A 25,803-nucleotide genomic window follows, 5' to 3' on the forward strand; every position below is an offset into this window, starting at 1 on the left:
AGCGCGTCGTCCGATATCAATTCTCGCCGGCGTTGCACTGGCGCCGTCACGACTCAAAGTTTTGATCCCTTGGCAAGACCGAGTTTTTCCATTGCCTCATGTGCATCGATCACTAGCGTAGCGATCTCGCTCACCGTGACCCGGAGACTTGTCGCTCTCGAACGAATGTGCTCGTAGGCTTCATTTTCGCTGAGCTGGTGCGCCTCCATGAGGATGCGGATGGCCTTCTCGACGTGGCGTCGCGCCTTGATCGCTTCCTCGAGCTTCGCGACCTTGCTGTGCAACCGCTGCTGATAGCCTGAGGACGCGCGCGCGAGCACCAGGGTGCTCAGGATGCCGGTGGAACGGTAGGGCTTCGTGATGACGCCATGCGCCTGCGTATCCACCAGCATTTTTAGCGCCGTTGGATTCTCGTAGTCGGATAGCGCGATCAACGTTGCTTCGGTATCGGCTGCGCACCAGTTGCCCGCGCTGCGGGTTTCGGGGCCGACGAGAAAGAAAATCGCGTCGACATCGGCCGGCAGCTGCGACGGAAACGGCCAGAGCACGCGCACCGGACAGCCGATGCGGCGCAACTGCTCTTCCAGAACAATGCGGTCGTCGCCCGGCGGATGAATCACGAGGACGCGCAGCGTGCGTAGATCGTCGAAAAGGCGACGGGCCCCCGTGCTCATACCGATTCTCCATCGAGCCAGAATTCCGCGAATCCGTACGACGTCAGATACGGATCAGGTTTGATCGGACCTCGCCCCTCCCAGACTATGTCGAACGAGCCGTCCGGCCGGCACACGGCAATGCGCGGCGTCAGTATCGCGTGATTGTTCTCCGGGTCGATTTTCAGCAGCCCTTCCGGCGAATCGAATTCGACTTCGTGCACCGCCTCCACCAGCTTCGCCGTATCGAGACTTCCGCTACGGGCCAGCGCCAGCGCAAAGAGATGCACCTGGTTATACGCCATCTCCGACCACATGCTGGCCGGTTGATCGCCGAATCGCGCATGCCATGATTTCAGAAAGCGCTCATTACTCGCGAGGTTCAGCGTGTTGACGTAACTCGCCGAGATGATGTGGCTGCCGCATAGTTCGGGGCCAATCATCCGCGTTTCGCCTTCGGTCATCGTCAAGCTTGCAATCGGAATCTGTGCAGGGTCGATATCGTGCTCGCGATACAGCCGATAAAAAGCACGCGCACCTCGCCCGATCAGAGTGGAGAACACGACGTCGGGCTCGACGCTCCTGATCTGCCGCACCACTTCTTCCAGCGCCGCCGGATCTGCGTCGCTCGGCAGATAGAGTTCTTCCACGATTTCACCGCCATGCTGCTCGACCATGTCGCGCATGATCCGGTTCGATTCTCGCGGATAGATATAGTCGGCGCCCACCAGAAAAAAACGGCGGCCATGATTGCGCAGCAGGTAGGCCGCCAGTTGCATGCTGTTCTGGTTCGGCACCGCGCCGGTGTAGATCACGTTGGGCGAATACTCAAACCCTTCGTAGATCGAGCAGTACCATAGCAATGCGTTGGTGCGCTCGATCACCGGCAAAACCGCCTTTCTGCTCGACGAGGTCGAACAGCCGAAAATCACGGTCACGTCGTCTTCCTGCAGCATCCGGGTGGCGAGCCGGCGGTATTCATCGGGATCGCTCTTCGGATCGTAAACAACGGGGTCGAGCAGGCGCCCGCTCACTCCGCCGGCCGCGTTGACTTCTTCAATCGCGAGCGCCGTGCCGAAAAAATGCTCCGACTCGGTTGCCGAAGTCACGCCCGTGCGCGAGTACAACACGCCGATGCGCCAACCATCGTCCGCGGGCGCCGGATTGGCCGACTGTCGCGAGCTTGCCTCCATTTCGCTTCCTCCTTGCATCGCTTCCTCGTTTCCTAGGTCGCGGGAACACGTCCCACTGACGCAGCGATCGCCTGCTCGACGAACGCAGCAGCCTCGAGGCATCGGGCATCGTCCCACGGGCGGCAGATCACCTGCACGCCAATCGGGCCGCCTCGTGTGCCCTTCAATCCGGGCACGTTCACGCACGGGCAGCCGAGCAACGTCCAATTGCGATTGAATGCGGGGTCGCCTGTGGACGCCAGGCCGTCGGGCGCTTCGTCGGGTGCGCTGGGCGTCAGCAGTCCGGTCATACCGTCGAACAACCCGGCAAGCCTGGTCTTCGCCTGTTCCGCGAGAACACACGCCTTGGCGTAGCTTGTCGTATCCACCCTCGCAGCACGCTCAAGAAAACCGGCGAGCAGTGGCGATAGATCGGCACGGTGATGATCGTACTCGAAGCCCAGTGCCCGATATGACTCGTAGCTCTGAATCGTATTGTGCGCGGCGACCAGGTCGGCCATCCACGGAGCGAAACGCACACGCCGCACACGGCCCCCCGCCTGCTCGATGGCCCGCACCGCCGTGTCGAGCGCGGTGCTGGCATTCGCGGACGGTTCGGTCCATGGGTAGCTGTCCGGCACGCCGAATACCGGGTTGGCGGATACATCGTCCACGGCCAGTTGGTGGCCCGACAGCACCTGCGCGAGGTAAGCCACGTCGCGCGCGCCGGCGCCAAACAGGCCAACCGTGTCCAGCGACCACGAAAAGCACTTCATGCCGACGGTCGGCAACATGCCGAGCGTGGGCTTGTAGCCAGCGATGCCGCAGAACGAAGCGGGCCGGATGGTCGAGCCGCCGGTCTGCGAACCGATCGCGAAAGGCACGATCCCGGCGGCCACCGCGGCGGCCGACCCGGATGACGATCCGCCGGGGGTACGCGCCAGGTCGCACGGATTGCGCGTCACCGGCGGGTTCATATAGGCAAACTCGCTGGTGACGGTCTTGCCGATGACGATGCCGCCGTTGCGCCTCAACAGCGTGACAATCGCGGCATCGGACTTCGGCTGATGGCCTTCGTAAATTGGAGAGCCGTAGCAGGTGAGCAGGTCGCTCGTGTCGAAGATATCTTTCACCGCGATCGGCATGCCGGCCAGCGGCCCCGTTGCACCAGCAGCCGCGGTCAACGCCGTTTCGCGCTGCGCAACGGCCGTCAACGCCCTCACCTCCGGCTCGACTTCCTCGATGCGCGCGAGCGACTCGAGGACGACGCGACCGCGCTCGCGAGGGTCGGCGGCAGTTTGCTCGAGCATGTCCAGTCCGGAGCGGGGTCGATAAAATGAGTTTGCGTTCATCATGTGTCGCCTATCGTCATGGTCGTCCCGCATGTTACACACGCAAGTGTTCGAAGATCGATCCCACCGCCGCTTCATCCTTCGCGTTGCCATGCTCGAGGATCTCGCCTTGCTTGAGTACCGCGTAGCGGTCGGCAACCTCCAGCGCAAAGGGAACATTTTGCTCTACCAGCAGCAGCGCCGTGCCGTGCTGGCTGCGTTCCCATAGCAGCGCGTCGGCGAGACGTTCGATCACGGACGGTTGCAACCCTTCCGTAATCTCATCGAGCAAAATGAGCGAAGGACGCATCATGAGCGCGCGCGCCACCAGCAGCATCTTCTGTTCGCCGCCGGAAAGCGTGCCGGCCAATTGCTTCAGACGACTCGCGAACACCGGGAACACCGGCTCGATCCCGGCAAAGCGTTCGTCGAACGCCGATGCCTTCGCGAGCCCAAGACGCAGATTGTCGCGGATGGTGAGGTCCTGAAACAATGCGTGTTCCTGAGGCGCGTAAGCAATGCCTTCTCGCGCGATCTGGTGAGGCGCCATGCGCGTGATATCTTGCCCCCGCGCCCGGATGGCGCCGGCTTGCTTCGGCAGATAGCCCATGATTGTCTTGAGCACCGTCGTCTTGCCCATGCCGTTCTTGCCGAGCAGCGCGACGGCCTCGCCGTCGGCAACGGTCATCGACAACTTGCGGAGCACGACCGAAGCCTTGTACCCGCTCGTCACGTCCTGCAATTCCAGCGCGATCCGGCTCATGACGCCTCCTGTTGTCCGACGTTTTCGCCTGCCGCGGCGCTTTGCGCGGTCCCTGCATAAATCGTTCTGACCAGCTCCGAGTTGACTACTTCGTCGAAGTTGCCTTGCATCACGATACGCCCCTGATGCAGCACCACGATGCGCGTGGCAATCCCGGCCACGAAATCGAGGTCATGTTCCACCAGCAGACAGCAAAGCTGATACTGGTGAGCCAATGCGGCGAGCACATCCCCGATTTGCGTGCGCTCCGTTTTGGTCAAACCTGCCGTGGGCTCGTCGAGCAGCACGATCCGTGGCTCCAGGGCGAGCACCATCGCCAGTTCCAACGCCTGCTGCTGCCCGTGCGACAGATCCTTCGCCACGGCGCCCAGCCTCTGATCGAGATGAGTGGTACGAAGCACCTCCAGCGCATACGGCGGCAGCGCAAGCGTAGTGGAACGTCGGAACAGCGATGGCCGTTCGATGATGGTGCCCGCGATTTTCAGGCACTCGGCAACGGTAAGCGTCTCGAAGATATTCGCGTTCTGGAACTTGCGCCCCAACCCGAAATGCACGCATCGGTCCGGCGGCAATTGACGGACATCGTGGCCACACAGCACAACCGTGCCGGCGGAGCGTTCCGCACCATCGCTCATGCAGCGCATGAGCGTCGTTTTGCCGGCGCCGTTCGGGCCGATGAGACCAACCAGCTCACCTCCATTGGCGTTCAGGTCGATGCCTTGCAACACTTTCAGGCTGCCGAAATGCCTGGCAACGCCGCTCATCTGCAGGGCCGGCGCTGACAGATCCCGTTGATGAGCCACACCTACGTCGCGTTCGACCAGTTCCGGTTCGGCGCCATGACCGGCCAGATGGCGCAATGGCTTTAGCAACAGCGGCACCAGACCTTGCGGCAATAGCACGATGACGGCCACGAACGCGGCGCCCAGGATCAGTTGCCACGCGAATGGCATGCTGCCGCTGAGATAGGCGGTCCCGACATTGATCAGAAGCGCGCCGATCACCGGCCCCCACAACGTTCCTCTGCCGCCGAGCGCGACCCAGATGATCAGTTGGGTGCCGAGGACAAACCCGGCCAGCTCGGGCGCGACCACGCCGCTGAACGATCCGTAGCCGAATCCCGCGAGACCGGCGATGGCTGCGGTCGCAACCAGCAAGGCGATCTTTACGAGCGACGTATTGATGCCGAGGTACGAACAGCGTGATTCGTTGTCGCGAATGGCAGCCAGCACGCGGCCGCCGTCGCTTCGCACGAATAGCCACGCAAGCGTGGCGACGACCAGCAGCGCCGCACCGGCAAGCCAGTACCAGGCCTGCAGCGAAAGATCGAAGGTCTCGTAGCCGGTGAGTCCCGAACTCGAACCGGTCCACGCGCCGCCGGAGAGTAGCAACTGGCTGAGAACGATCGGCAATACGAGCGACATCACAGTCGCGAAAAACGGCGACGCGCCGCGATAGAACGACAACCAGCCGAGCAACGCAGCCACGGCCGAGGTCACCGCGATTGCCGCGCCCAGTGCGAGCACCACATAACCCGCCGAGAAACCACCGTGCGTAAACACGAGACCTGCGGCATAGGCCCCAAGACCGAAGAACGCCGATTGCCCGAACGTCAGATAGCCGGTGTAACCCCACAGAATATCCACGGTCACGGCCACGATGGAAAAGAAGAAAGCCTGAATGAGGACGTTGAGCAGATACGAGCCGAAAACAAGCGGACCGGCGGCCAGCAGAACCACACCCACCCCACCGGCCATGAGCAGACCGCGTCCGTGAATGGTTGGCCGTTTGCGTGCTTGCCCGTCGCCTTGCACAGTTGGAGCACCGGCACGATGCACCGATTCGTCGACTTTAGCCATGAGAGAACCCCTTGGGACGAATCCGCAACGTGAGCGCCGCCAGCACGGCGATCGTCAATCCGCCCAGTACCGGACTGACGAACGTGCTGACCAGCACCTGGCAAGCGCCGAACACGAGGCACGTCACCAGCAGGCTGAGCATCGAGTGTCCTGAAACCATGACCAGCATGAACGCGCTCACCAGCCACGGCAGCCCCATATCGGGATCGACGCTCGATAGCGGCGTAATGAGCGTGCCGGCGAGGGAACCGAGCGCCGCGCCCAGACTGAAGGTAATGAAACGGATGCGGCCGGAATGAATGCCGAGACCTCGCGCCAGGTCCTCGTTCATGATCACCGCGCGTGTCCTGATGCCAAAGCGCGTTCCCGCGAGAAGCGCGCTCATGAGGACGCACAGACCGAGCGCGATCGGGATCAGCAGCAAACGGTAGGCAGAGTAATCAGTCCCCGCGATAGTGACAGCCCCTTTGAGCGGCGTCTCCACGAACTGCGCCTCGCGGCCAAACGCCATCACGATGAGCTGCCCAATCACGATACCCAGACCCCAGGTGGCGAGGATCGCGTCGAGCGGACGCTTGTAGAGCGGCCGGACGATCACCTGCTCGACGAGCATGCCCACGGCGGTACCCACCACAATCGCGAGTGGCAGCCCGAGCCACGGACTCAGCTTGAGCTGCGTCACGACGAAGCTCGCGTAGGCGCCTATCGTCAGCAGCGCGCCATGGGCGAAATTGACGATTTTCATCACGCCGAAAATCACCAGCAATCCTGCGGTCACGATGAACAGCACCGCCGCGGTTGTGAAAATATCGAGTGCAAGAACCATTGTCTTCTCCAGTCGCATCCGCCTGTGCGTTGCCTGCGGATATGCATCAGGCGGATGCCGTATTTCGAGTTGCTTCTACTTGATGTTCGGGCACTGCGCGCCCGGGTCCACATTCGGGAAGGTCTGCAGGATCCTCACCGAGCCGTCCGGCTGTATCTGGCCGAGGCGCATGGCAAGAGGCGTGTGCCGGCTCCTGTTCATGGCCACCGGTCCGCGCGGTCCGTCAAACGACACTTGGCCCAGCGCCTTGATCACCTTGTCGGCGTCGGTGGAGCCCGCCTTTTCCACCGCGGCCTTGTACAGGAAGAAGGCTTCGTATTGCGGCTCGGACAACTCGTTCGGCGTCTTTAGATCCTTGCCGAATTTTTTGTCCATCGCAGCGAGAAATTTTTTGTTGCCCGGCGTATCGATGCCCGTCAGGTAGGAGCCCGACATGTACATACCGGCGGCGACGTCGCCCATGCTCTTCGCGGTGCCTTCGTCGATCGCCAGGTTGCCATAAGGCAGCGTCATGCCGGAACCCTTCAGCTGTTTGGCAAGCGACACGTTGGGTGCGCCGCCGGCCGTCGCGCTGATCAGCGCATCAGGGTGAGCCGCACGGATCTTGGAAAGGATCGGCGTCCAGTCGGTGCCGTCGATCGGCAAGTACTCCTCGCCGACTACCTTGCCGCCGTGCTCCTCGATATATTTTCTGGTGAATCCAAGCATGCCGCGGCCAAAAACGTAGTCGTTGCCGACCAGATAGAAGGTCTTGGCGCCCTTGCTTTTCGCGAAATAATCGACCACCGGCGCGACCTGCTGCTCAGGCACCCAGCCGTTCACGTACATCCACGGACTGCACGAACGGCCCTCATAAAACGACGTGTACACCAAAGGCTTCTTGCCGCGCGCCACGATTGGCAGCGCCGCGTTACGCGCGGCGCTCGTTTCCATGGAAATGATCGCGTCGACGTTCTTCTGGAACACCAGCGTGTCGTACGCCTTCTGCGCGCCGACTGCACCGGATGCGTCGTCGGTGATGTCGAGCTGCACCTGGCGGCCCATGATCCCACCCGATGCGTTGATTTCGTCGACGGCGAGTTGCGACGACTGCACGACGGCCGGCGCAACCACACTATTTGCGCCGGACAGTCCCACTGCTACACCGATTCTGATCGGATCGGCGGCGAGTGCGCTGATGCAGGTGCAGGCCGTGGCGAGCGCCACGACTGCGCCGACAAGGATGGGTTTGTTGAACGGAAGCATGGATTTTTTCCTCACAGTGGTCGAATGAAATGTTTGTGCTTCATACAGGTGCGATGGGATGCGTCATGAACGCGACGCAGGCCAGCCGGTGCCCAGCATCGGGTCGTACACGTCCGCGCGCCGGTCGTGCAGCACGTGATTGAAGGTGTTCAGCGTGCGTTCCGAACGGGTGCGCTCCAGATCGATTGAGGCGTACAGGATTTCTTCGCGATCGACACTGGCCGGGCCCGCGACAGGCCATCCGTTACCGCCCACGATCAGGCTCTGGCCGATGAACGGCTGACCGCGCTCTGTGCCGATGCGGTTTGCGCATGCGATTGCCACGCCGTTGCTGTGCGCAGCCGCCATGGTGAGCGTCGTGGCCATGGCGGGACGATCGTCCGGTTGCGCGGGCATCGGCACCCAGTTGGTCGGCACGCAAACGATGTCCGCATCCTGCATCGCGGCAAGCCGGTATGTTTCGGGAAACCACCCGTCGTAGCAGATTGCGATGGCGATTCGTCCCAGCGGCGTATCGAATACTGGAACGCCACGGTTACCCGGCTCGAAGAAGAGATGTTCGTTATTCCACAGATGCAGCTTACGATAGACGCCGACGTGACCCGCGGGGCCGGTCAGGATTGCTGAGTTGTAGAGTTGGTTGCCAGCCCGTTCGGCGATACCGCTGACGATATGGACACCAAGACGGCGCGCCGTTTCAGCAAGCAGTTGCGCGGTTTCCCCTTGCGGCAACGGTTCGGCCAGCGCGAACGCCTCGGCGCGATCTGTGAACACGTAGCCGGTATTGGCCAGCTCCGGCAACACCACCAGGGACGCACCGTGATCCACAGCGGCTTCGATGTGCCGGATGCATTGCGCCACGTTCTCGCGCTTTCTGCCGACATGAGGCTCCATCTGAACGCATGCAATGACAAGGCCCTCGAGGCCACGTTCCGCGGAGTTGTACTGCAATGTCACCATTTTGTCTCCCAAAAGCAAAAAGCCCCCGAACCTGCGTTGGACGCGAGTTCGGGGGCTACATAGCCTTCCAAATGTGGCACGGCATCGTTGCCGTGGAACTGCCAAAAACTGACAGTTCAGTGGGAGAGAATTTATGAAGTCAAATTCACGATGTCAAGAGGTTTGGCAGCCTATAGGGAAAGTACTCGCGGGTCGCCCACCATGCCGGCCAGCGTCGCCGCCACAAGGTTCCATGCGTTCCGAAATCCCGCGCCCAGTGCGCCCCTTCCGTCTCGCTGCCGGTGCACTCGACCCGAAGGTCTGATCATCTGACGGAGCGTCGCAACGAACGGCCCTTGAACGCACTCGTTCCCCTAGGCCTACAGTCAGATCGACGCACGCACCTGGATACGATTGACGACGCCCCCGATCGCATCCATGCACCAGGCGTCCTGTTCCGCTTGCCGGCTTTCGGCTTCGGTCGCCACCCAACCTGCTAGCGTGATCCTGTGGTTTTCCACGTTGATGGTGATCTGCGCGGCGCGCACGCGCGGATCGGTTTCGAGCACCAGGTGCAGGACGTCGGACATTTCATCGTCGCCGTCCGCTTCGGCGGGCACCAACTCCAGCAGGTTCACCACGTCGCGGCAGCCGCCGACCCACCAGGCAGTCACACTCGCCAGGCGCCTGTGAGACAGGCTGATCACTTGCCCCGTCAAGGTCACCACACCGTCCTTGACCGTTATCTCGATGACGCCGCTGCCGTCGTTGCCCGCTTCGTCCATGGTGCCGCGCAGCACTTCGAGCTCGCCCTTCACCCGTGCACAGATCACACAGTTGCGGAAATCCACCGCCTGAGCCAGCCGCTCGCAGATACGTGTGCGCAATTCGCCATCCGCGACCGGCGGGTTGGCGGTGACACGCAACTGGTCGACCACGCGTTTGCCCTCGCTGTGTAGCCGGGTCAACTGAAGAAGGCGCTTCTTGGATGCGACATCCGGCACCTCGCCTGCCACGGTCAAGGCATCGTCGTCGAAACTCATATGAATGGGATGATTGTGAAGCTTCAGGTGTGATTCGCGTTCGAAGGCTGCCACCACCTGCTTCAGGACCGTATCGCTGCGTTGCATGATCCGCCTCGCGCAAAGGTTGGGGACGCAGCGCGCTTTAGGCCGCGCTGCGCAAACCGGGCCGGTCACATCGGCATACCCTGCATGCGACGGGCGAAGCGTGCCCGCTCGGCTCGGTCCATCAGATCCAGGAATTGATCCGTGTCCATATGGATCAGCTCTTCATGATCGCCGGCCTCGAAATAAACGTCCGGCTGCAAGGCGAGGCTCTCGTCGAGATAGGTTTGCATGCCATAGGCCGTACAGACCGGCGGGAGCGCTCCCGCGTCGCAATCCTTGAACAACTCCCGCAGATCGGTCTCTTTGGCGAGCACGAGATGGCGTCCGGTCTTTGCCCATAGCTCGGAGAGCCGCACGGCGTAGGTCGATGGCAGCACGGTGGCCACATAGCCATGTTCGTCTTCAAAAAGCACGGTCTTGGCGAGGCGATCGCCGGGAATATGCGCTGCCGCCGCGGTTTCGACGCTGGAATGGCTGTATGGATGATGCACGATTTCGTACTGCGAGCCCTTGCTGCGCAGGCAGTCCTGGAGCGTGGCTGAGATAGACATGACGCACCTCCGCTGAAAGCAAACAGGAAACTACTTCGCGAGATCCTTTAAGAATAGTTCGCTTTCGCTAGCGTGTGAAAAACATGCGGACGGCAGCGCCGTGACTGCGCGGGCGCGACAGTGAATGGGACGGTTACCTCATATGGCAGATGGCCCACCGCCGCTATGATAGGTAACGCCGCCGAAGGTTTCATCGGCCGCCGCGGTGGGCAAGGGCCAGGTCACTGATTTATTTCAATGCCTGACGCGTCACGATGGTTGACCCGCTCCGGAACCTCCGGGCGCTGTTGCGGGTGCAGTCAGGTCGTCAGCCGCTGCATGCCTAGCCGGCATGCCGCCTGATTCGGTTATTTCAACCCGCAGACTTCCTTGATTATTCCAGTAGGCCCAACTGGCATCGTTGGCGAAGCAATACAGGTACCCCGAGTAGGGAGCCTTAATCTCCACTTCCCTACCAATCCTGAAGTAGAAGGGTTCAGGCGGCACGCCTGTCCTGCCCGGTTGTCCTGGATGTGAGATTGCACCGCAGAGTTCGAACCAGTTCGCTTCCCCGACCCGCCTCGCCCACGCAAACAGGTGTTGCATCCAGTTACCCGGCGTTCCTTGCGCGCCGGATGGAGTGTCCCCATTCAGCCACGCTTGCCCTTCAGGCACCTTGAACCGGTAGCTCGTCCCTTCCTTCATGAAAATACCTGTCCAATTCCACAACGAACTGGCGAAAACCCGCACCTGAACCGCCGACGCAGGGTCTATGTTCGGTCGATAGGGAGCCTGAAAGATTGGCGGACTAGCCTGCCGTTTCAATGTCAGATCCGATATCGATTCAGAACATCTTCGTGAACCCTTCGCCAGATACGGAAAGGATCGAGGGCGAAAGCCGATTCTCCTGTAAAAGCCGGTGAGCGAATTGTGAAGCACGCCATGTATTGCCGATGGCGACAACTGGTCCGCATGGGCTAACTGCTTCAACATGTCGGGCTCAAACACCGCGCCGCACTGCGCGGCCTCCGAGATCATCCATTTGAGCGTGGCATCGGAAAGGCCGGTCTCTTTGTAGCCACCCCCAACGTCAGCATGCACGCCAGGAAACCACACTTGCGTCACGCGTGCCAGGTCGCAACCATCCGAGTCCATCCACAACGTTGGAGAGAAGTTGTTCCGCTGCTCATCGATTGCGAGGGCATGTACCGCGCGTTCAACTTCCGGCGGGAGCCTCGTGTCATGAAATTCATAGCGCTTTCTGCCGAAGCCGAATATGTCCACAATTTCCGGGATGCCGAGCGCGCCCACCGTCTCCCACACCCCCAGGAAACGAATGGGCGGAGGTTTGCCATGCTCGATGCGAAACCGTTCCTGCCGGCTGACGCTTTCCGGTATTTTCGGGTCGAGCCGGTAGAGGTTCCATGCTTGCGTCACCAGCGTCCAGCTTGCCTCGCGAGGAAGTCCACAGTGGTGAAGCATGCCGACCAGGCTTCGAGCCGTGAACGCGCCACGCGAGAAGCCGATGACAAAGATTTCGGAACCTCCTTCGTAGTGATCGGACAGCCACTTGTACGCGGTTCGAATGTCGCGGGAGAGGCCTAGTCCTAGCGCGCCATCCACGAGGCGACGCACCCGGCCTTCGTTAGCGCCAATGCCGACGTGATAGTACCGGAGCTGCTCGACGCCATCGTCGCCGCGCTCACGCAATGCGTTGAAAAAACGCACGACATTGGTTGGTACGGGCACTCCCTGAAACTCGTCGCTCTCCGAGTTCCATGTGCCGTCACAGCAAACGAAGAGTCTCTTCATGTTTGCGGCCCTGCTCGTCCGGCGCGATTCTGATACGAAAGCATGACCCGGCATGTCGGGAAACGAAAGGTGCGCCCCGTTTGCTTTTACGGCGATTCACGCGCAGCCCGGCCTTTCCGCCAGGCCCTGGTGATTGACACCAACATGACATTGAACCATGTCCCGGCTCGTTACGCGCCGGCCAACCTTCGCGCGAGCGTATCCGCCACCGTTGCGAGGTTCGGCTCGACGACGAGATCGGTATGCGCGCCGTCGATGTTCTTCACCAGCAGACCATTCTTCGCGACGCGCTGCCAGGCCGGCAGTGGATCGCCCTGCCCGCCTTCCCTGACGGACGCGCGCACGTAGACAATCGGGCTGCCGAGATAGCGGCGCGGACGGTACGTCGCCATCGCGACGCGCATCGACTCGCGCACCTGCCGCAGTACCGGCGGCAGGCCCTGCGTATCGGCTGCCGGCCTGGAAGCCATCTTGCCGAGCCGCATGCGAATCCGGTCGGCGGCTCCGGACACCCTGTCCTTCAGGTAGGCAAGGCGACCGCTTGCGGAAAGCGCGCGGAACGCTCGCACGCGCTTCGCCATGACCTCGCACTGGAAACCGAACCACGCATGCAACGGCAAATAGCGTTCATCCACGTAGGTATCGAGCAGACACAGCAACTCGATCTTCTCGCCCTCCGCGACGAGCTGCTGCGCTATCTCGAACGCGACTAGCCCGCCAAACGAATAGCCGACCAGCGCATACGGACCGCTCGGCTGCACCGCACGCATCTGCTCGACATAGACGCTCGCCATCTCCTCGACGCGCCGCTGCGGCTCCTGGTCGCCATCGAGCCCGCGCGCCTGCAAGCCGTACACAGGCCGCTCGCTTTCCAGCGTGCCGGCCAGCGTCAGGCACTCCATCACCGAGCCTGTGATGCTATGAAGCATGAAGACAGGCCGCCCGCGCCCCGCACGCATCGGCACGACGTTGGGATGCGCGCCCTGCACGCTTTCTCCCGCGATGACGGCCGCGAGCCGCGCAATGGTCGGCGCGATGATGAGCGTCGCAAGCGGCAGGGTTCGGCCGGTTGCCAGCCTTATTTCGGCGAGCATCTGCGCGCCGAGCAGCGAATGGCCGCCGAGTTCAAAGAAGTTGTCGTCGAGACCGACCGGCGAGAAGCTGAAAAGCTGCTCCCAGAGCGCGCATAGATAGACTTCCACCTGCTCGGCCGATTCGCCGGGTTCCGGCAACTCGCGACGTGTGCGGGCAAGCGCGGGATGCGCGCTGATATTCTCGACGCATCCGGGGTTCGCCAGCGACGACAGGTTGCGCACCGGAAGCCCGTTCACCGCATCGCGCGCGGCCGCCTCCGATGCCTTGCCGTTATGCGTGACGGGCAGCGCTTCGACTTCGGCGATCACGTCCGGCACGAGCGCCGCCGAACCCTGCAGCATCAACTCACGCCGCACGCGCGAAGCGAGTGCCGCGCTCATCTTCGCGCCCCTGCGCAACACGAGCAGCAGCACGACGCGCTGGCCTGATCCGCTCGCGTCATGGGCAGTCTGCGCGACGACCATCGACTGATTGATCTCGCCAATACTGCTGACAATGCGGTAGATCTCACCGGGGCTCACGTTGATGCCGCGCACATTCAGCACGCCGTCGCTGCGTCCGTGCAGGCGCGCCGATCCCTGCGCCGAAAACTCGATGATGTCGCCGTGCGTCCACACGCCCGGGTTCGCCTTGAAATAGGCGGAGTGAAAGCGGGCGCCGTCCGCGTCGCCGAAGAAGCCAAGCGGGCGCGACGGAAACGGATTGACGCACACCAGTTCGCCGGTCATGGAGGTGAGTGCGCCCTCGTTCCACGCCTGCACATCGAGGCCGAGACTCCTGCACTGTGCTTCGCCTGCATAAACCGGCAGATTCGGGTTGCCGAGCACGAAGCAGCCGATGATATCGGTGCCTCCTGAAATCGACTGAAGCTGCAGCGGCTTGACGTAGGAGCGCACCCATTCGAACTGCGAGTCGTAGAGCACGGCGCCCGTCGACATCATCGCGCGCAGCGCATCCAGCCCGAACTGCTCGCCAGGTTTCAGGCCCGAGTCCTCGCACATCTTCAGATAGGCGGGACTCGTGCCGAACACGGTCACGCGTTCATCGGCGACCAGCCGCCAGAGTGTGTCGACTTCCGTAACCGGTCCGTCGTACGTGACGATCTCGGCGCCCGAGGCCAGCACCGACAACTGCCAGTTCCACATCATCCACGAGCAACTCGTGTGAAAGTACAGCTTGTCGCCCGGACCCAGGTCGCTGTGCAACTGATGCTCTTTCAGATGTTCGAGCAATGTGCCGCCGGCGCCGTGCACGATGCACTTGGGCTTTCCCGTCGTGCCCGATGAGAACATGATGAAAAGCGGATGATTGAACGGAAAATGCCGCCATTCGAACCGTGCTGCGTCACCGTGAACGATGAGATCGCGCAGCGAGTGCTGAGGCTGGCTGACCGTGCTCGGCAGCGGCGTTTCATCCAGACAGATGACGTGGGTGAGCGTCGGCAATGCCGCGGCCACCGCGGCGACGTGCGCGGCGATCGAGCCAGCCGTATCGAATGAGCGCTGCGTCGTGTGCGCAAACAGCATGCGTGGCTCGAGCGGCTCGAAGCGGTCGAGGATCGCCTGCACGCCAGTCTCAGGCGCCGCGGTGGATAGCGTCGCGCCAACCGCCGTCACCGCGAGCGCCGTGATGATGGCTTCCGCGTCATTTCGCATCATGGCGACGACGCGGTCGCCCGGACGCAAACCGAGTTCGCTGAGCGAATAGGCAAGGCGCGCGACCCGGTCGCGCAGATCGCCGCGCGTCATCGTTTCGCGGCGGCCATCGGCATAACGCGCGGTGAGTGCCGGCGAGTCGTCCGGCGCGATCCTTCGCCCAAGGACGCTTTGGGCGTAATTCAGTTCGACATGCGGAAAGAAAAGCGCGGTCTCGCATTCGTCGCCGATGCAGGCCGTCTCCATGCTACCGCCCCATTCCATTCCTCCGGTCCACTGCAGAAAGCACTGCCAGAAGCGGCGGAATTCGCGCGTCGAATAGGCATGCAGTTCTGGATAGTCCGCGAAACGCTCGCCGGTGAAGTTCTCCAGCGCCGCAGTGAAGCGTGACATGCGCGATTGAGCGACGCGCTCCGGCAAGTTCTGAAATAGGGGTTCGCGCGCATACATGCGTATGCTCGCCCCGACGACCCTCTCGTGATTCATCCGCGCACCCGTATTGGAACAAAGCTTTATAAGTATTTATCTGTCTGCCGGCAGGCGCCGGCGACCAGTCGCATTCCGACAATGCCTTGTGCTTGACCATGAGCACCGTCCCCTCGCAAACAGATTACTGCGCGAGGCAACGATGCTATGTGCGACCTCACACAAAATTACATGCGTCGCAAAGAACGTCTCGCGGCACGATGCTTTAAATACCGATTTGTTGCGAGCAGATGAATCTAATTCTCGCGCCGCTTTGCGCTGTGTTATCTAGCGTACCGAACGCGCGCGCAAAGAACGCTCCAATCGACCGGAAACGATCAAACTGGAAAGAGGATCAGGCTCATGCGCTGCACGATAAGAACATTGGGCGGTGCGTTTGCAAACGAGATTGCAATATCCGTTCTTCGCCACGCGGCCGGCTTCGTGGCCCCTCTTCGGCCGTCCACGAGGGGAAGAATGTGAAACGATGGATTCCAGCGCTTCTAAAAGCGGTCGTGGTCATCTCCATCGCGCTGCCTGATGCAACCCGCTATCGTGCGCAAGGGATCGGGACGTCCGCACCCTGGATAGGCACGTGGTCAGTTTCGCCATCCATCACGGACGATGACGGCTTCAATAATCAGACGTTGCGGCAGATCGTGCGCACCAGCATCGGCGGAACATCCGCGCGAATCCATCTGTCGAATCTATTCGGCTCCGAGCCCCTGGTAATCGGCGAAGCTCAGATCGCGCGGCGCGCGCAAGGTCAAAAAACAGTGGCCGGCAGCGACCGCGCCGTCACGTTCGGCGGCCAGCGGAACGTCACGATTCCCGTGGGCGCTTCGGTCGTGAGCGACCCGATCGCGTTCGAGGTCCCTCCGCTTGCCGATGTCGCCATCAGCCTCTATCTCCCCGTGCGGACCCCGCCGCGTTCGACGGGCCACGTCGATGGCCTGCAAGACCTGTATATTGCCGCTGGAGACGTGGGCGCCGACCCGGCCTTTACCGGCGGGACCACAATCTCCCCAGGCGGCCAGTCCTACTATTTCTTGACGAATCTCGACGTGCAGAACGAGGCGGCGACGGGCGCGATCGTCACGTTTGGCGCCTCCATAACCGACGGCCTCATATCGAGTGTCAATGGCAACCGGCGCTGGCCCAATCGCCTCGCGATACGGCTGCAACAGGCCGGAATGACGGTGGGCGTGCTCAACCAGGGCATCAGCGGCAATAACTTCTTCACGAATAGCGCCGGCCAGGCTGGTCTCAGACGCTTCGGTCGCGACGTGCTCCAGCAACCGGGAGCGAAATGGGTGGTCATCTCGGACGATGCAATCAATAATCTGAATACCGACAGACCTTCCACGGCTCCCCAGTTGATCAGCGCATTGCGACAGCTCGTCGAGCGGGCGCATCGCGCCGACATCAAGGCAATTTGCTCCACGCTGACGCCGTTTGGCGCGACGGACAGCATCGAAGCTGCGCGTCAGGAAGTGAACGCATTTATCCTGAGTTCGACTAGCGGCTGCGATGCGGTACTCGATCAGGCGAAGGCAGTCAGCGACCCCGCCAATCCCGCTGTTTTACTGCCGGCCTATAACAGCGGCGATAACCTCCATCCAAACGAAGCGGGCTTGCAAGCAATCGCCAACGCGTTAGATCTGGATGCTCTGACGGCCGGGTCGCCCATTCAGGCGCCGTAAGCGTGCGGTCAGAGGATCGCGTTCCGCGAGAACGACTTCACCGCAACATGCGAGCCGAAGGCCGTCTGACGGTTGTGCAGGCAAACTCATTTACGCAACCATCTTCGACGTCCGTTCGGCTTTCGTGCTCCAGCATTGTTCTTTGACATCTTCTTTTTGTCGGACGTAGAAAACAGGACGTCCACCACCGCCAGCAACGAGAGCACGACAACCGCGACGAAAACAACCGTCCCGATGATGCCCAAAAGAGTCATATGACCTCCGTGAGTCAAGGGCAAGCGCGGATCGATGCAGGCTTTACCAATCCCAGGGTTTGCAATCTAATCACATGTCATTGCGCATGCGGACGTTGTTGGCACATCCGGGTGCCACACCCGATTAGCTAGCTCAACCCTGCCTTTCCTATAAAGCTCCATTAAGTTGTTAGCAAGACACGCGATACCCGCGCCGCCCCCCCTGAGCGGCTGGCAGGCAAAAGCGCCTGGAGCGGCTCAGGGAGGACGACGAGTTCTGCACTGTACCTCACCTGCCCGCGTCCGTTAAGCCGCAGCAAGAATCCCATGGCTGGGAATATGACCACGGCGGCGTTCATCGCGCCTGGATCACTGCCCATTAGCCGGGTTGCTTATTGTCCGCGTATTCCTGCGCAGTTTGATTTGAGTGTGCGCAGCGCCGCAGAAGAGGCGTGCCTTTAGCTCCAACATCGCCATCAAATACATTAAAAGAAGGGGGACCAAAATGGCGATCGGTAAATATACGGCACCAGGTTGAATCGCCTGGATTGAACGCTCCACAGTCGTTCGCGCCCATCAATCGATTCCAATAAATCAGGCTCGCCATGACCACATTAACCACAATTATTCTAATAGTTTCAGTATGGCTCTTCGTCGTACTCTTCCTTTGCGCGCTGGTTCACAACGGCGCAATACGGGAGCGAGAGGAATACGAAAGGCCGCTCGCAAGCGGGAAGAGGAAGGCTCAAGCACGGCGTCCGGTTACTCGCGACGATGCCGATAGCGCTCACGCAGACTCGCCCGAGATTCATGGGCCGTCCGGACGAAAGAGAACGCCGTGATAGGGAAGGATGTGAATTCTGACAGCCCCGGCGTCACGCGGGGCTGTTTGCTTCAATAGCCCCGCATGCTGGATTCACCGAGTGCCGTCTACGACTCTGCTTGATGACTCGCCATCGCCAAGGCGTTGTGCAGTCTGCCGAGATGCAGTATCGCTAAGGGATTTATGCCGCGGTGAGTCACAATTTACCGCGCGTTTTCATCCCGTCGATAAGAGTCAATCTCCCCGCCCGGTTGAACGTATGCACGCGATCTATGCTTGCGTCCCAGTTGGCTTCTATCCGGCTGGCCGGCGTCTCCTTGTAGGTCGTCTCGTCGATTACGTCGATACGCTGAAACGACAATGCGCGCCCGTACTTACCGCTGCAATCCTGCGCGGGTCGATACCACTGCCCCTGGTGCTCGAAAATGTTCCCTGCGGGGCGGGCAGTTCTGATATCCGACACGATCGGGTTGCACGGATGAGGATGCCAGTCCTGCGTCAACAGCGAATCGGACCAGAACAGAAACAACTCATCGGACAGCGGTGCGTGCTCGTTTTCCCGCATGCAGGCGAACAGCCAATATTTGCCGTCGTGACGCCAGATCGTGGTGTCGACGGCCATGACGTCGTCCATCAGGTTCATGACGTGTTCCCATTGATCCGGGAACCGCGTGCACCGGTAGATCTCGATGGCCTTGCTCTCGTTCGTCTCCGGAATCATGTGGAGCTCACCGTCCTCCTCCAGCATGAAAGGATAAGACAGGTGATACGGCCGCTCCAGAATCTTCACAGGAGGCAAGATCGGTTGATCGTTTGCATCGAAACGGATAACCGAAAGATGACCCCTGTTCTTCGAGTATTCAAGTTCTTCGAGGAACACCGCATACTCGCCATGTCTTTCGACGACAAACGGGTCCGCCCAGAAACGGTCCTTGGGAGGCACCAGTTGCTTGAATTCGAAAAGACGGTCAGGGAGATGACCGTTCTCGCCGAAGTGATACAGCAGCATCCACTGTTCGAACTTGCGCAGTCCGCTTGCCTTCTTTGCAACGGTGCGCGCCAACAACTGGCCGATGAACTTGCCATAGGATCCGCTGGTCGGCTCGGCGATTTTCTCTCCGGAATAGAACGCCGGCGGCGTATCAGCCTTCGTGTATTTCAGCCTGAAGTTTTCCTCGCCGATCTGCCTAAGCTCGCGCAACCTTCTCGGCGCGAACGAAAGCGTCTTCCAGTAGCAGTGGCTGCGATTCCTGTGAATCGACACCGGGTAGGTCATCGACCAGGATCTTTGCAGCGTGTGCGGGCGCTCGCCCGCGCGGGTCTGAAACTGCAAGGCGGACGCCGTCGTTGCGCGGTCGAGAAGAATGTCCCACACGCCGACGGGTCCATCACGTTCGACAACCTCATCACCATGCCGATACGACCAGATGCCGCAAGAAGCCGTATCGAAGATCTCGCCGCAAGGGCGCAGCGAGCCCAGCCGCAAGAATACGGTGATGCCATAGGCGGCGATGTTCGCGAGGTCGCGAGCATCTAAGTGATCCCCGCATTCCCTGCTCTCCACCTCGACATTCAAGGTCGGGATTCCCGGCAGCGTCGAGACCAGCGGCTCGGTCCTGAACGCGTCATGTCCAACCTTGACGAGCCGCTTGTCGAGCGCCATCCACAGCGACAACAGCCACGGAGCGGCCTGCGCAGCGATCTTCTTTTCCGGCCGCTGTTTATACGCATATTTGACGACAAGGGCGACCTCCATGCCCTCCTCCGTGGCAATCTGCCCCAGCATGTGATTCACCCAGGCCGGCAACGCAATGTCGTCGACGAGAACCCCGACCTTTATCTTGTTCATCGCTGATTGTCTTCGTAGATCAATATGCATGTGCCCCGCGCGTCATTCCACCGTCACCGATTTCGCGAGGTTGCGCGGCTTGTCGACGTCGGTCCCTCGCGTACACGCCGTGTGATACGCGAGCAATTGCAGAGGCAGCACGTGCAGGATCGGCGACAACGCCCCGTAGTACTCGGGCATCTGGATGACGCGCAGCCCTTCCTCGTTTGACAGATTCGCATCGGCATCGGCGAAGACGTACACCTGGCCTCTGCGCGCACGAACCTCCTGAATGTTCGACTTGAGTTTCTCCAGCAAGCCGTCGTTCGGCGCGGTCACGACGACCGGCATCGCATCGGTCACGAGCGCAAGCGGTCCGTGCTTCAGTTCGCCGGCGGGATAGCCCTCGGCGTGAATGTACGAAATCTCCTTGAGCTTTAACGCGCCTTCCAGCGCGATTGGGAAGTGCGCCCCGCGGCCGAGGAAGATCGCGCTGTCCGTGCGCGCGATCTCGTGCGCCCACGCGATGATCTGCGGTTCGCGCGCAAGCACGCCCTGCAGCGCCGTGGAGAGGCCCGAGAGCTGCGACCGATAGTTCGCTTCCTGCTGGTCGTCAACGTATCCGCGTGAGCGGCCGAGCGTCACCGCGAGAACGAACAGCGCCACGAGTTGCGTGGTAAAGGCCTTGGTCGATGCGACGCCGATCTCGGGCCCGGCTTGCGTAATGAACGACCAGCGCGACTGTCGCACGATCGCGCTCGTCGCCACGTTGCAGATGGCGAGCGTGTGTTCCTGACCCAGCGATTGCGCATGGATCAGCGCACCCAGTGTGTCGGCGGTTTCGCCCGATTGCGAAACGGGCACCACGAGCGTGTTCTTGCCCGCGATCGTCTCGCCGTATCGGTATTCACTGGATATCTCGACCTGGGTCGGAATCTTCGCGATCGATTCGAACCACGCCTTGGCGGTCATCGCGGAATAGTGACTCGTGCCGCAGCCGAGCAGCAGGATGCGGTCGATCTGCGCGAACGCATTCGGATCGGTTGCGCCGAAGAGCGTGGCGTCGAACGCGCTGTTGCGGGGGAACGTTTTCGACACAGCGAGCGGCTGCTCGAAAATTTCCTTTTGCATGAAGTGACGGTACGGCCCGAGCGCTGCCTCGGTGGGCGGGTGGCGCAACGTGCGCGCCTCGCGCACGACCGGCTCGCCGTCGCGGTTCATGATGCGAGTGCCGCTGCGGGAGAGGTCGGCGATGTCGCCGTCCTGCAGGAACACGAACCGGTCGGTGACATCGGACAGCGCAAGCGGGTCCGACGCAAGAAACGATTCCTTGCCGTTTATCCCGATCACGAGCGGCGAGCCATATCGCGCGCCCACCACGCGTTCCGGTTCGGCTTTGCAGAAGACGGCGATTGCATAGGCGCCGCGCAGTTCGCTTACCGCGCGACGCACCGCATCCGCCAGATCGCCCTGGTAGCAACTGTGAATCAGGTGAGCGATCACCTCTGTGTCCGTCTGGCTCGCGAATTCATAGCCCGCGCGGCTCAGTTTGATTTTCAGCGCCTCGAAGTTCTCGATGATGCCGTTGTGAACGATCGCGACCTCGTTCTTCGAGAAGATGGGATGCGCGTTCTGGGTCGCCGGCGCACCGTGCGTGGCCCAACGCGTGTGCGCGATTCCCGTCGCGCCTTCGAGGCCCATCTCGCGGACCTCGGCATCCAGGGAGCGAACCCGCGTCAGACTGCGCACGCGGTGTGGCGCGCCGTCCCGAAGCACCGCCACTCCGCAGGAGTCATAGCCACGGTATTCCAGCCGCCGCAGGCCTTCGAGCAATACCGGAACGACATTGCGTTCCGCGATCCCCGCCACGATTCCACACATATTCCCCTCCGATGGTTTAGCCCGTATCGCGACTCAACAGTGTTGGAATATCGCGTGGACTTCATAAAGCATGCTGTGATGCGCTAAAGCGATCCGTTGCTTCGCGCATATTTCTTCTCTATAGGCATCCGAATTAAATCGTCCGCCTCCAGGCAACGGCGGCGCCCCACAATCAACTCAAACCGTTTCCCCAAGCAGCTGGTCCGCGCTATGGCTGATGAGTTGCATCATCGCCGCCTTCGCACCCCCTGCATCGCCAGCTTCGATCGCACGCACGACTTTCCCGTAGTCGGCGACCCGCGTATCGTACGCGAGCGCTTGCACGTGGGAGATCGCCTGCATGGCCCTCAGCCCCATCCGGACGATACTGCCCATCTGGCTGAGCAACGCGTCGCCGCTCGCATCGACGATGGCCGCCTGCAATGCGTCTTCGGCGGCTTTCTCCGCGACGTAATTCCCACTCGCACGCTGGAGCGTCTGATACATGGCGGTGATCGCAATGCGCTGATGCCGGTTCGCGCGAGTGGCCGCGAACGCAGCCGCGCGGGGGTCGACGAGCTTGCGGAACTCGATCAGCCCATGCAGATACTCCGGATCTGGCGTGGCGCGCAGCCGCCACTCGGCAACTTCATGATCGATGATCAGCCAGTCTTTCGCAGGCGTGATGCGGGTCCCCGTCTTGGTCCTGACATCGAGCATCCGGCGCGAAACGAGGATGCTGATCGCTTCGCGCATGATGGCCCGGCTCACTCCATGCTTCTTCGAGAGGATCACCTGCGGAGGAAGCACGTCGCCGTCGTAATCCCCGTTGATGATGCCGGTCACCAGTTGATTGACCACTCGCTTGACGAGCGAGGCTTCGAATCCGTGGTTCATTTTATTTTCTCGTCACACTGTGAAGTGTTATGTGCAAGATCCGCCTTTTCTCGAATCTTCGCCGTGGTTTACAAGGCTTTCCCCCGTGCCTTTGTATAACCACATGGTGCATCGGGTTTCGCTCCCGCAACGTACGTCCTCACACACTGACCATCTAAAGAAATTCAAATCGCAGCGCAACACGTCGCTCGCAACAGCCCGGGCGGCACGCATGAGCTACCCCGCCCTGCCGCCCGCACCTCAGTGGCGCGGCCGCTCCGCCCCACGCGGCGCGACCACCGGAGCGTGCCGCGTGATCATCAGCCAGCGCGGCGTCCTGATGCGCACGATCGCCACATAGAGCTGAACGTAGACCAGGATGAATGCGATGGTTGCGCCGGCAAGCGCGATCGGGCGGTCCCAGAAGAACGTAGCCGGAACAATGCCGACGAGGCTCAGCACCCACAGATAAACCGAGGTAAATGAATTGCGCAGCGCGCGCTGGCGCAGATTGCCCGCGTCGAGACCCTTTCGCACGATGCGCCGGTACACGAGCGTATGCAGATGAAGTCCGTCAGGAGCGCCCGCCGGCCTTCCGCGCACGATCCTGCGGCGATAGATGGAAAAGAGCGTCTCGAAGGTCGGATAGATGGCGACAGCCATGGCGTACCACGCAGACACGCTCGGGTTGCGCACGATCAGGAGGATGAGCAGCTCCGCCATGATGAACCCGACGAAATAAGCTCCGCCATCTCCGAGGAAGACGGAAGGCACCGGAAAGTTCCACAGCACGAAGCCGCCGATCGCTCCGATCATCGTCAGTGCCATGCTCATGATGAGCCAGTCGTTGACGCTGTGCGCGACGTAGCCGATCGAGGCGAAGATCAGCATCGTCACGACCGACGCGAGTCCGTTAAAGCCATCGATGATATTGACCGCGTTCGTCAGCCCGGCGACGCCGAGCATCGTGAAGCCGATCCCGATCGGCAAGATGCGCAGCCACTGATCGACGAGCGGCAAGTCCACCCGCGTGAGCGTCGCGTGCATCAGCAGGCAGGCCGCGAGCGCCGAAGCGAGCGCGCACAGGAGCCGCACGCGCGGACTCACTCGCTTGGTCATGTCCTCGATCACGCCGCCCGCGAACACCGGCACGGCGCACAACAGGAGCAGCAGTTGACTCGTCCCGGGGTTGGTCGCCCACAGCGGCTGTATGACCGGTACGACAGTGGCGGCACATGCAATCCCAATTCCGCCGATTCGTGGCACCGCGTAGGCGTGGTTCTTCTGAATGCCGCGCAAGTCGTGGTCCATCGTAAGCGACCCGTGCAGACCCGAACTTCGCACGATAAAAAAGATAACCAGGAATGAGACAACAAAGCCAAGCGCAAGATTTAACATCTCGGTCTCCAATATTAACGGAGGAATTTTTATTTTCTTGTCGCTTGAACGTCTTTTTAGGACAAGGATAGTAATGCACACCGTCTCTTATTTTGAGTCTTTCCTCTGTGGCATTCCCAACACAACCCCGACACGATCATTTTATGAACCGACAAATAAGCGTAAATGCGGCGTGCTGCCGAATACACCGGTTCAGGTTATCGGCGGATCGGGACGTGTATATGAAATGACCATTGCTCGTTCTCGTGTCCGGTTCGCACAGGAAGCGCGCTTCGCATTGACGAGCTCCCGCGCGGCTACTGGACACCTGCTCAGAGAAAGTACTTGTACGTGTCCAGCAGATAGTTCTTGATAACGTCGTAGGTCAAAATACCTAAGACAAAAGCGACGGTCCACAGGACCAGCGAATTCTTGAGGCGGATCTCCGGCAGCAGGAACGCCAACAGCAGCGGCCCATAGTAGACAATGCGCTGGGTCCCGAACGGATACACGAAGAAGGAAATGATCAGGAACATGAGCAGGCCGATATGCATGATCGCGATCTTATGGACGACCATTTCGCGCACCGTGTTCTCGATATTTTTTCGACGCAGCATAAGCACGAGCGTCGGTACGATCAGATACAGGGCGAGCGATATCAGGAAGTTCACCGTGAACTCTTCCTGCTGGGTGTATTCTTCGAGCCGGCGGCCGCCGAACGTGTTGAAAAGCCAGGCTGACGCCAGCGACATCGCGAGCGCCGCACCGACCACACCCACGATTGCCAGCGCCTTGCTTCGCCTCATGAGAACGTGCGCGAGAATCAGGAACAAGGCCGGATACGCGAACGTGGTGTGAACGATGCTGGCGAGAAGCGCGCCTCGAATGGGCTGCTGCCGGCACATCGCGAAGTACATGGCAATCGACAGAGCAAATCCCTGACGGATCTGAAATAGCCCGACCGTCGCGAGGCCGGTAGGGATCACCGCCCACAACAGCAGGCCGAGAAATGGCCGGCGCGTGCGGCTGAGGGCAAGCGCCATGAGCACGTTCAGCACGACAACCGTCAGCCGCACCGCGGTATCCGGTGAGAAGCCCAGTGAATCGATGCCTAGTACCCAGAGCCGCCAGCCGAGCTCATCCGTGATCGTCTTCACGATGAAGAGCACCGTCGAATGGCTAGTGGACCAAAGATGCATGATCCAGAGCGGATCGGCATCCCTGAAGTACGCAACGTAATTGTCCTGATCGAGCAGTTTGCTCCGATCGCCGAAGGCGATCCTGCACAGGATGAGCACTGCCAATGCCAGGAATGCCAGCATGGAAGGCCGCAACCATCGGTAGCCGACTGATTGGAACTGGAACTTCGAGTTGAGTTGTTGTGCCACTTTCATCTCCCTCTTGCCCGTCGGCTTGCCAGCCCTGCGCAAACCGGAGGAGGTGTTGATTTTTATGCCGCTCAAATGTGCTCCCGGCAATCGCCGTTCAGCGGACCGGGCTCTGCAATCGACGATGCTATCGAGCCATTGAATGGCCTTCGAACTGACATCGCATTACGCCCCTGCACGCTATCAGGCTTTTGTTCGACATTACGAGCGGAATGGCACACAAGTTTTGAATCGACCACG

The 25,803-nt window shown here is 60.9% G+C and carries 19 protein-coding genes; 1 reads left to right on the forward strand and 18 read right to left on the reverse strand.

The window, feature by feature from the left end; all coding sequences use genetic code 11:
- Window positions 1–53 precede the first annotated feature (53 nt).
- The 12 genes from P0D80_RS16130 to P0D80_RS16185 all read right to left on the reverse strand — a co-directional run bounded on the left by P0D80_RS16130 (window position 54) and on the right by P0D80_RS16185 (window position 15,403).
- Window positions 54–674: an ANTAR domain-containing response regulator gene (locus P0D80_RS16130; RefSeq protein ID WP_132377512.1), complete on the reverse strand. Its 621-nt coding sequence runs from the start codon at window positions 672–674 to the stop codon at window positions 54–56.
- Complete coding sequence (locus tag P0D80_RS16135; RefSeq protein ID WP_408285239.1) at window positions 671–1,846, reverse strand: transporter substrate-binding domain-containing protein; 1,176 nt, start codon at window positions 1,844–1,846, stop codon at window positions 671–673. Before P0D80_RS16135 ends, P0D80_RS16130 begins: the two co-directional genes overlap by 4 nt.
- Before the next feature lie 32 nt (window positions 1,847–1,878).
- Window positions 1,879–3,180, reverse strand: coding sequence for an amidase (locus tag P0D80_RS16140; RefSeq protein WP_408178153.1), 1,302 nt, complete (start codon window positions 3,178–3,180; stop codon window positions 1,879–1,881).
- A gap of 31 nt (window positions 3,181–3,211) precedes the next feature.
- Complete coding sequence (locus P0D80_RS16145) at window positions 3,212–3,919, reverse strand: branched-chain amino acid ABC transporter ATP-binding protein (protein WP_408178154.1); 708 nt, start codon at window positions 3,917–3,919, stop codon at window positions 3,212–3,214.
- Window positions 3,916–5,778: an ABC transporter permease subunit gene (locus P0D80_RS16150; protein ID WP_408285244.1), complete on the reverse strand. Its 1,863-nt coding sequence runs from the start codon at window positions 5,776–5,778 to the stop codon at window positions 3,916–3,918. The genes P0D80_RS16145 and P0D80_RS16150 overlap by 4 nt, the downstream gene beginning before the upstream one ends.
- Window positions 5,771–6,604 (reverse strand): branched-chain amino acid ABC transporter permease, encoded by an 834-nt coding sequence (locus tag P0D80_RS16155; protein WP_408178156.1) that lies wholly within the window; start codon window positions 6,602–6,604, stop codon window positions 5,771–5,773. The genes P0D80_RS16150 and P0D80_RS16155 overlap by 8 nt, the downstream gene beginning before the upstream one ends.
- Before the next feature lie 75 nt (window positions 6,605–6,679).
- The gene (locus P0D80_RS16160) at window positions 6,680–7,849 is read right to left on the reverse strand and encodes a substrate-binding protein (protein WP_408178157.1); all 1,170 of its coding nucleotides are present in this window, start codon (window positions 7,847–7,849) and stop codon (window positions 6,680–6,682) included.
- A gap of 63 nt (window positions 7,850–7,912) precedes the next feature.
- Window positions 7,913–8,809 (reverse strand): nitrilase family protein, encoded by an 897-nt coding sequence (locus P0D80_RS16165; RefSeq protein WP_408178158.1) that lies wholly within the window; start codon window positions 8,807–8,809, stop codon window positions 7,913–7,915.
- Between the two features lie 365 nt (window positions 8,810–9,174).
- Window positions 9,175–9,987: a BON domain-containing protein gene (locus P0D80_RS16170; RefSeq protein WP_408285250.1), complete on the reverse strand. Its 813-nt coding sequence runs from the start codon at window positions 9,985–9,987 to the stop codon at window positions 9,175–9,177.
- On the reverse strand, window positions 9,984–10,469 hold the full coding sequence (locus tag P0D80_RS16175; RefSeq protein ID WP_132377521.1) for an aminoacyl-tRNA deacylase: 486 nt from the start codon (window positions 10,467–10,469) through the stop codon (window positions 9,984–9,986). The genes P0D80_RS16170 and P0D80_RS16175 overlap by 4 nt, the downstream gene beginning before the upstream one ends.
- 249 nt (window positions 10,470–10,718) lie before the next feature.
- Window positions 10,719–12,260: a T6SS phospholipase effector Tle1-like catalytic domain-containing protein gene (locus P0D80_RS16180; protein WP_408178160.1), complete on the reverse strand. Its 1,542-nt coding sequence runs from the start codon at window positions 12,258–12,260 to the stop codon at window positions 10,719–10,721.
- A gap of 170 nt (window positions 12,261–12,430) precedes the next feature.
- Window positions 12,431–15,403, reverse strand: a complete 2,973-nt coding sequence (locus tag P0D80_RS16185) for an acetoacetate--CoA ligase (RefSeq protein ID WP_408285253.1) — start codon at window positions 15,401–15,403, stop codon at window positions 12,431–12,433.
- A gap of 551 nt (window positions 15,404–15,954) precedes the next feature.
- On the opposite strand from P0D80_RS16185, the gene P0D80_RS16190 reads away from it, so the two are divergent.
- Entirely contained in the window at window positions 15,955–17,178 is a 1,224-nt protein-coding gene (locus P0D80_RS16190) for a GDSL-type esterase/lipase family protein (RefSeq protein WP_408285255.1), read from the forward strand.
- 86 nt (window positions 17,179–17,264) lie between these two features.
- Here P0D80_RS16190 and P0D80_RS16195 read toward each other — a convergent pair whose 3' ends face one another.
- The 6 genes from P0D80_RS16195 to P0D80_RS16220 form a co-directional block, all read right to left on the reverse strand.
- Window positions 17,265–17,432: a hypothetical protein gene (locus P0D80_RS16195; protein ID WP_408285258.1), complete on the reverse strand. Its 168-nt coding sequence runs from the start codon at window positions 17,430–17,432 to the stop codon at window positions 17,265–17,267.
- A 998-nt stretch (window positions 17,433–18,430) separates the two neighbouring features.
- A complete protein-coding gene (locus tag P0D80_RS16200) occupies window positions 18,431–20,020 on the reverse strand; it encodes a glucosamine inositolphosphorylceramide transferase family protein (RefSeq protein ID WP_408285260.1) in 1,590 nt (529 codons plus the stop codon).
- A gap of 105 nt (window positions 20,021–20,125) precedes the next feature.
- Window positions 20,126–21,943, reverse strand: coding sequence for a glutamine--fructose-6-phosphate transaminase (isomerizing) (glmS, locus tag P0D80_RS16205; RefSeq protein WP_132377527.1), 1,818 nt, complete (start codon window positions 21,941–21,943; stop codon window positions 20,126–20,128).
- Between the two features lie 177 nt (window positions 21,944–22,120).
- Entirely contained in the window at window positions 22,121–22,819 is a 699-nt protein-coding gene (locus P0D80_RS16210; protein WP_132377528.1) for a FadR/GntR family transcriptional regulator, read from the reverse strand.
- A gap of 240 nt (window positions 22,820–23,059) precedes the next feature.
- Window positions 23,060–24,196: an MraY family glycosyltransferase gene (locus tag P0D80_RS16215; RefSeq protein ID WP_408285264.1), complete on the reverse strand. Its 1,137-nt coding sequence runs from the start codon at window positions 24,194–24,196 to the stop codon at window positions 23,060–23,062.
- A gap of 311 nt (window positions 24,197–24,507) precedes the next feature.
- Entirely contained in the window at window positions 24,508–25,563 is a 1,056-nt protein-coding gene (locus P0D80_RS16220; RefSeq protein WP_165923923.1) for an EpsG family protein, read from the reverse strand.
- Window positions 25,564–25,803 lie beyond the last annotated feature (240 nt).

The sequence above is a fragment of the Paraburkholderia sp. RL17-373-BIF-A genome, from assembly GCF_046030175.1.
Classification (GTDB): Bacteria; Pseudomonadota; Gammaproteobacteria; order Burkholderiales; family Burkholderiaceae; genus Paraburkholderia.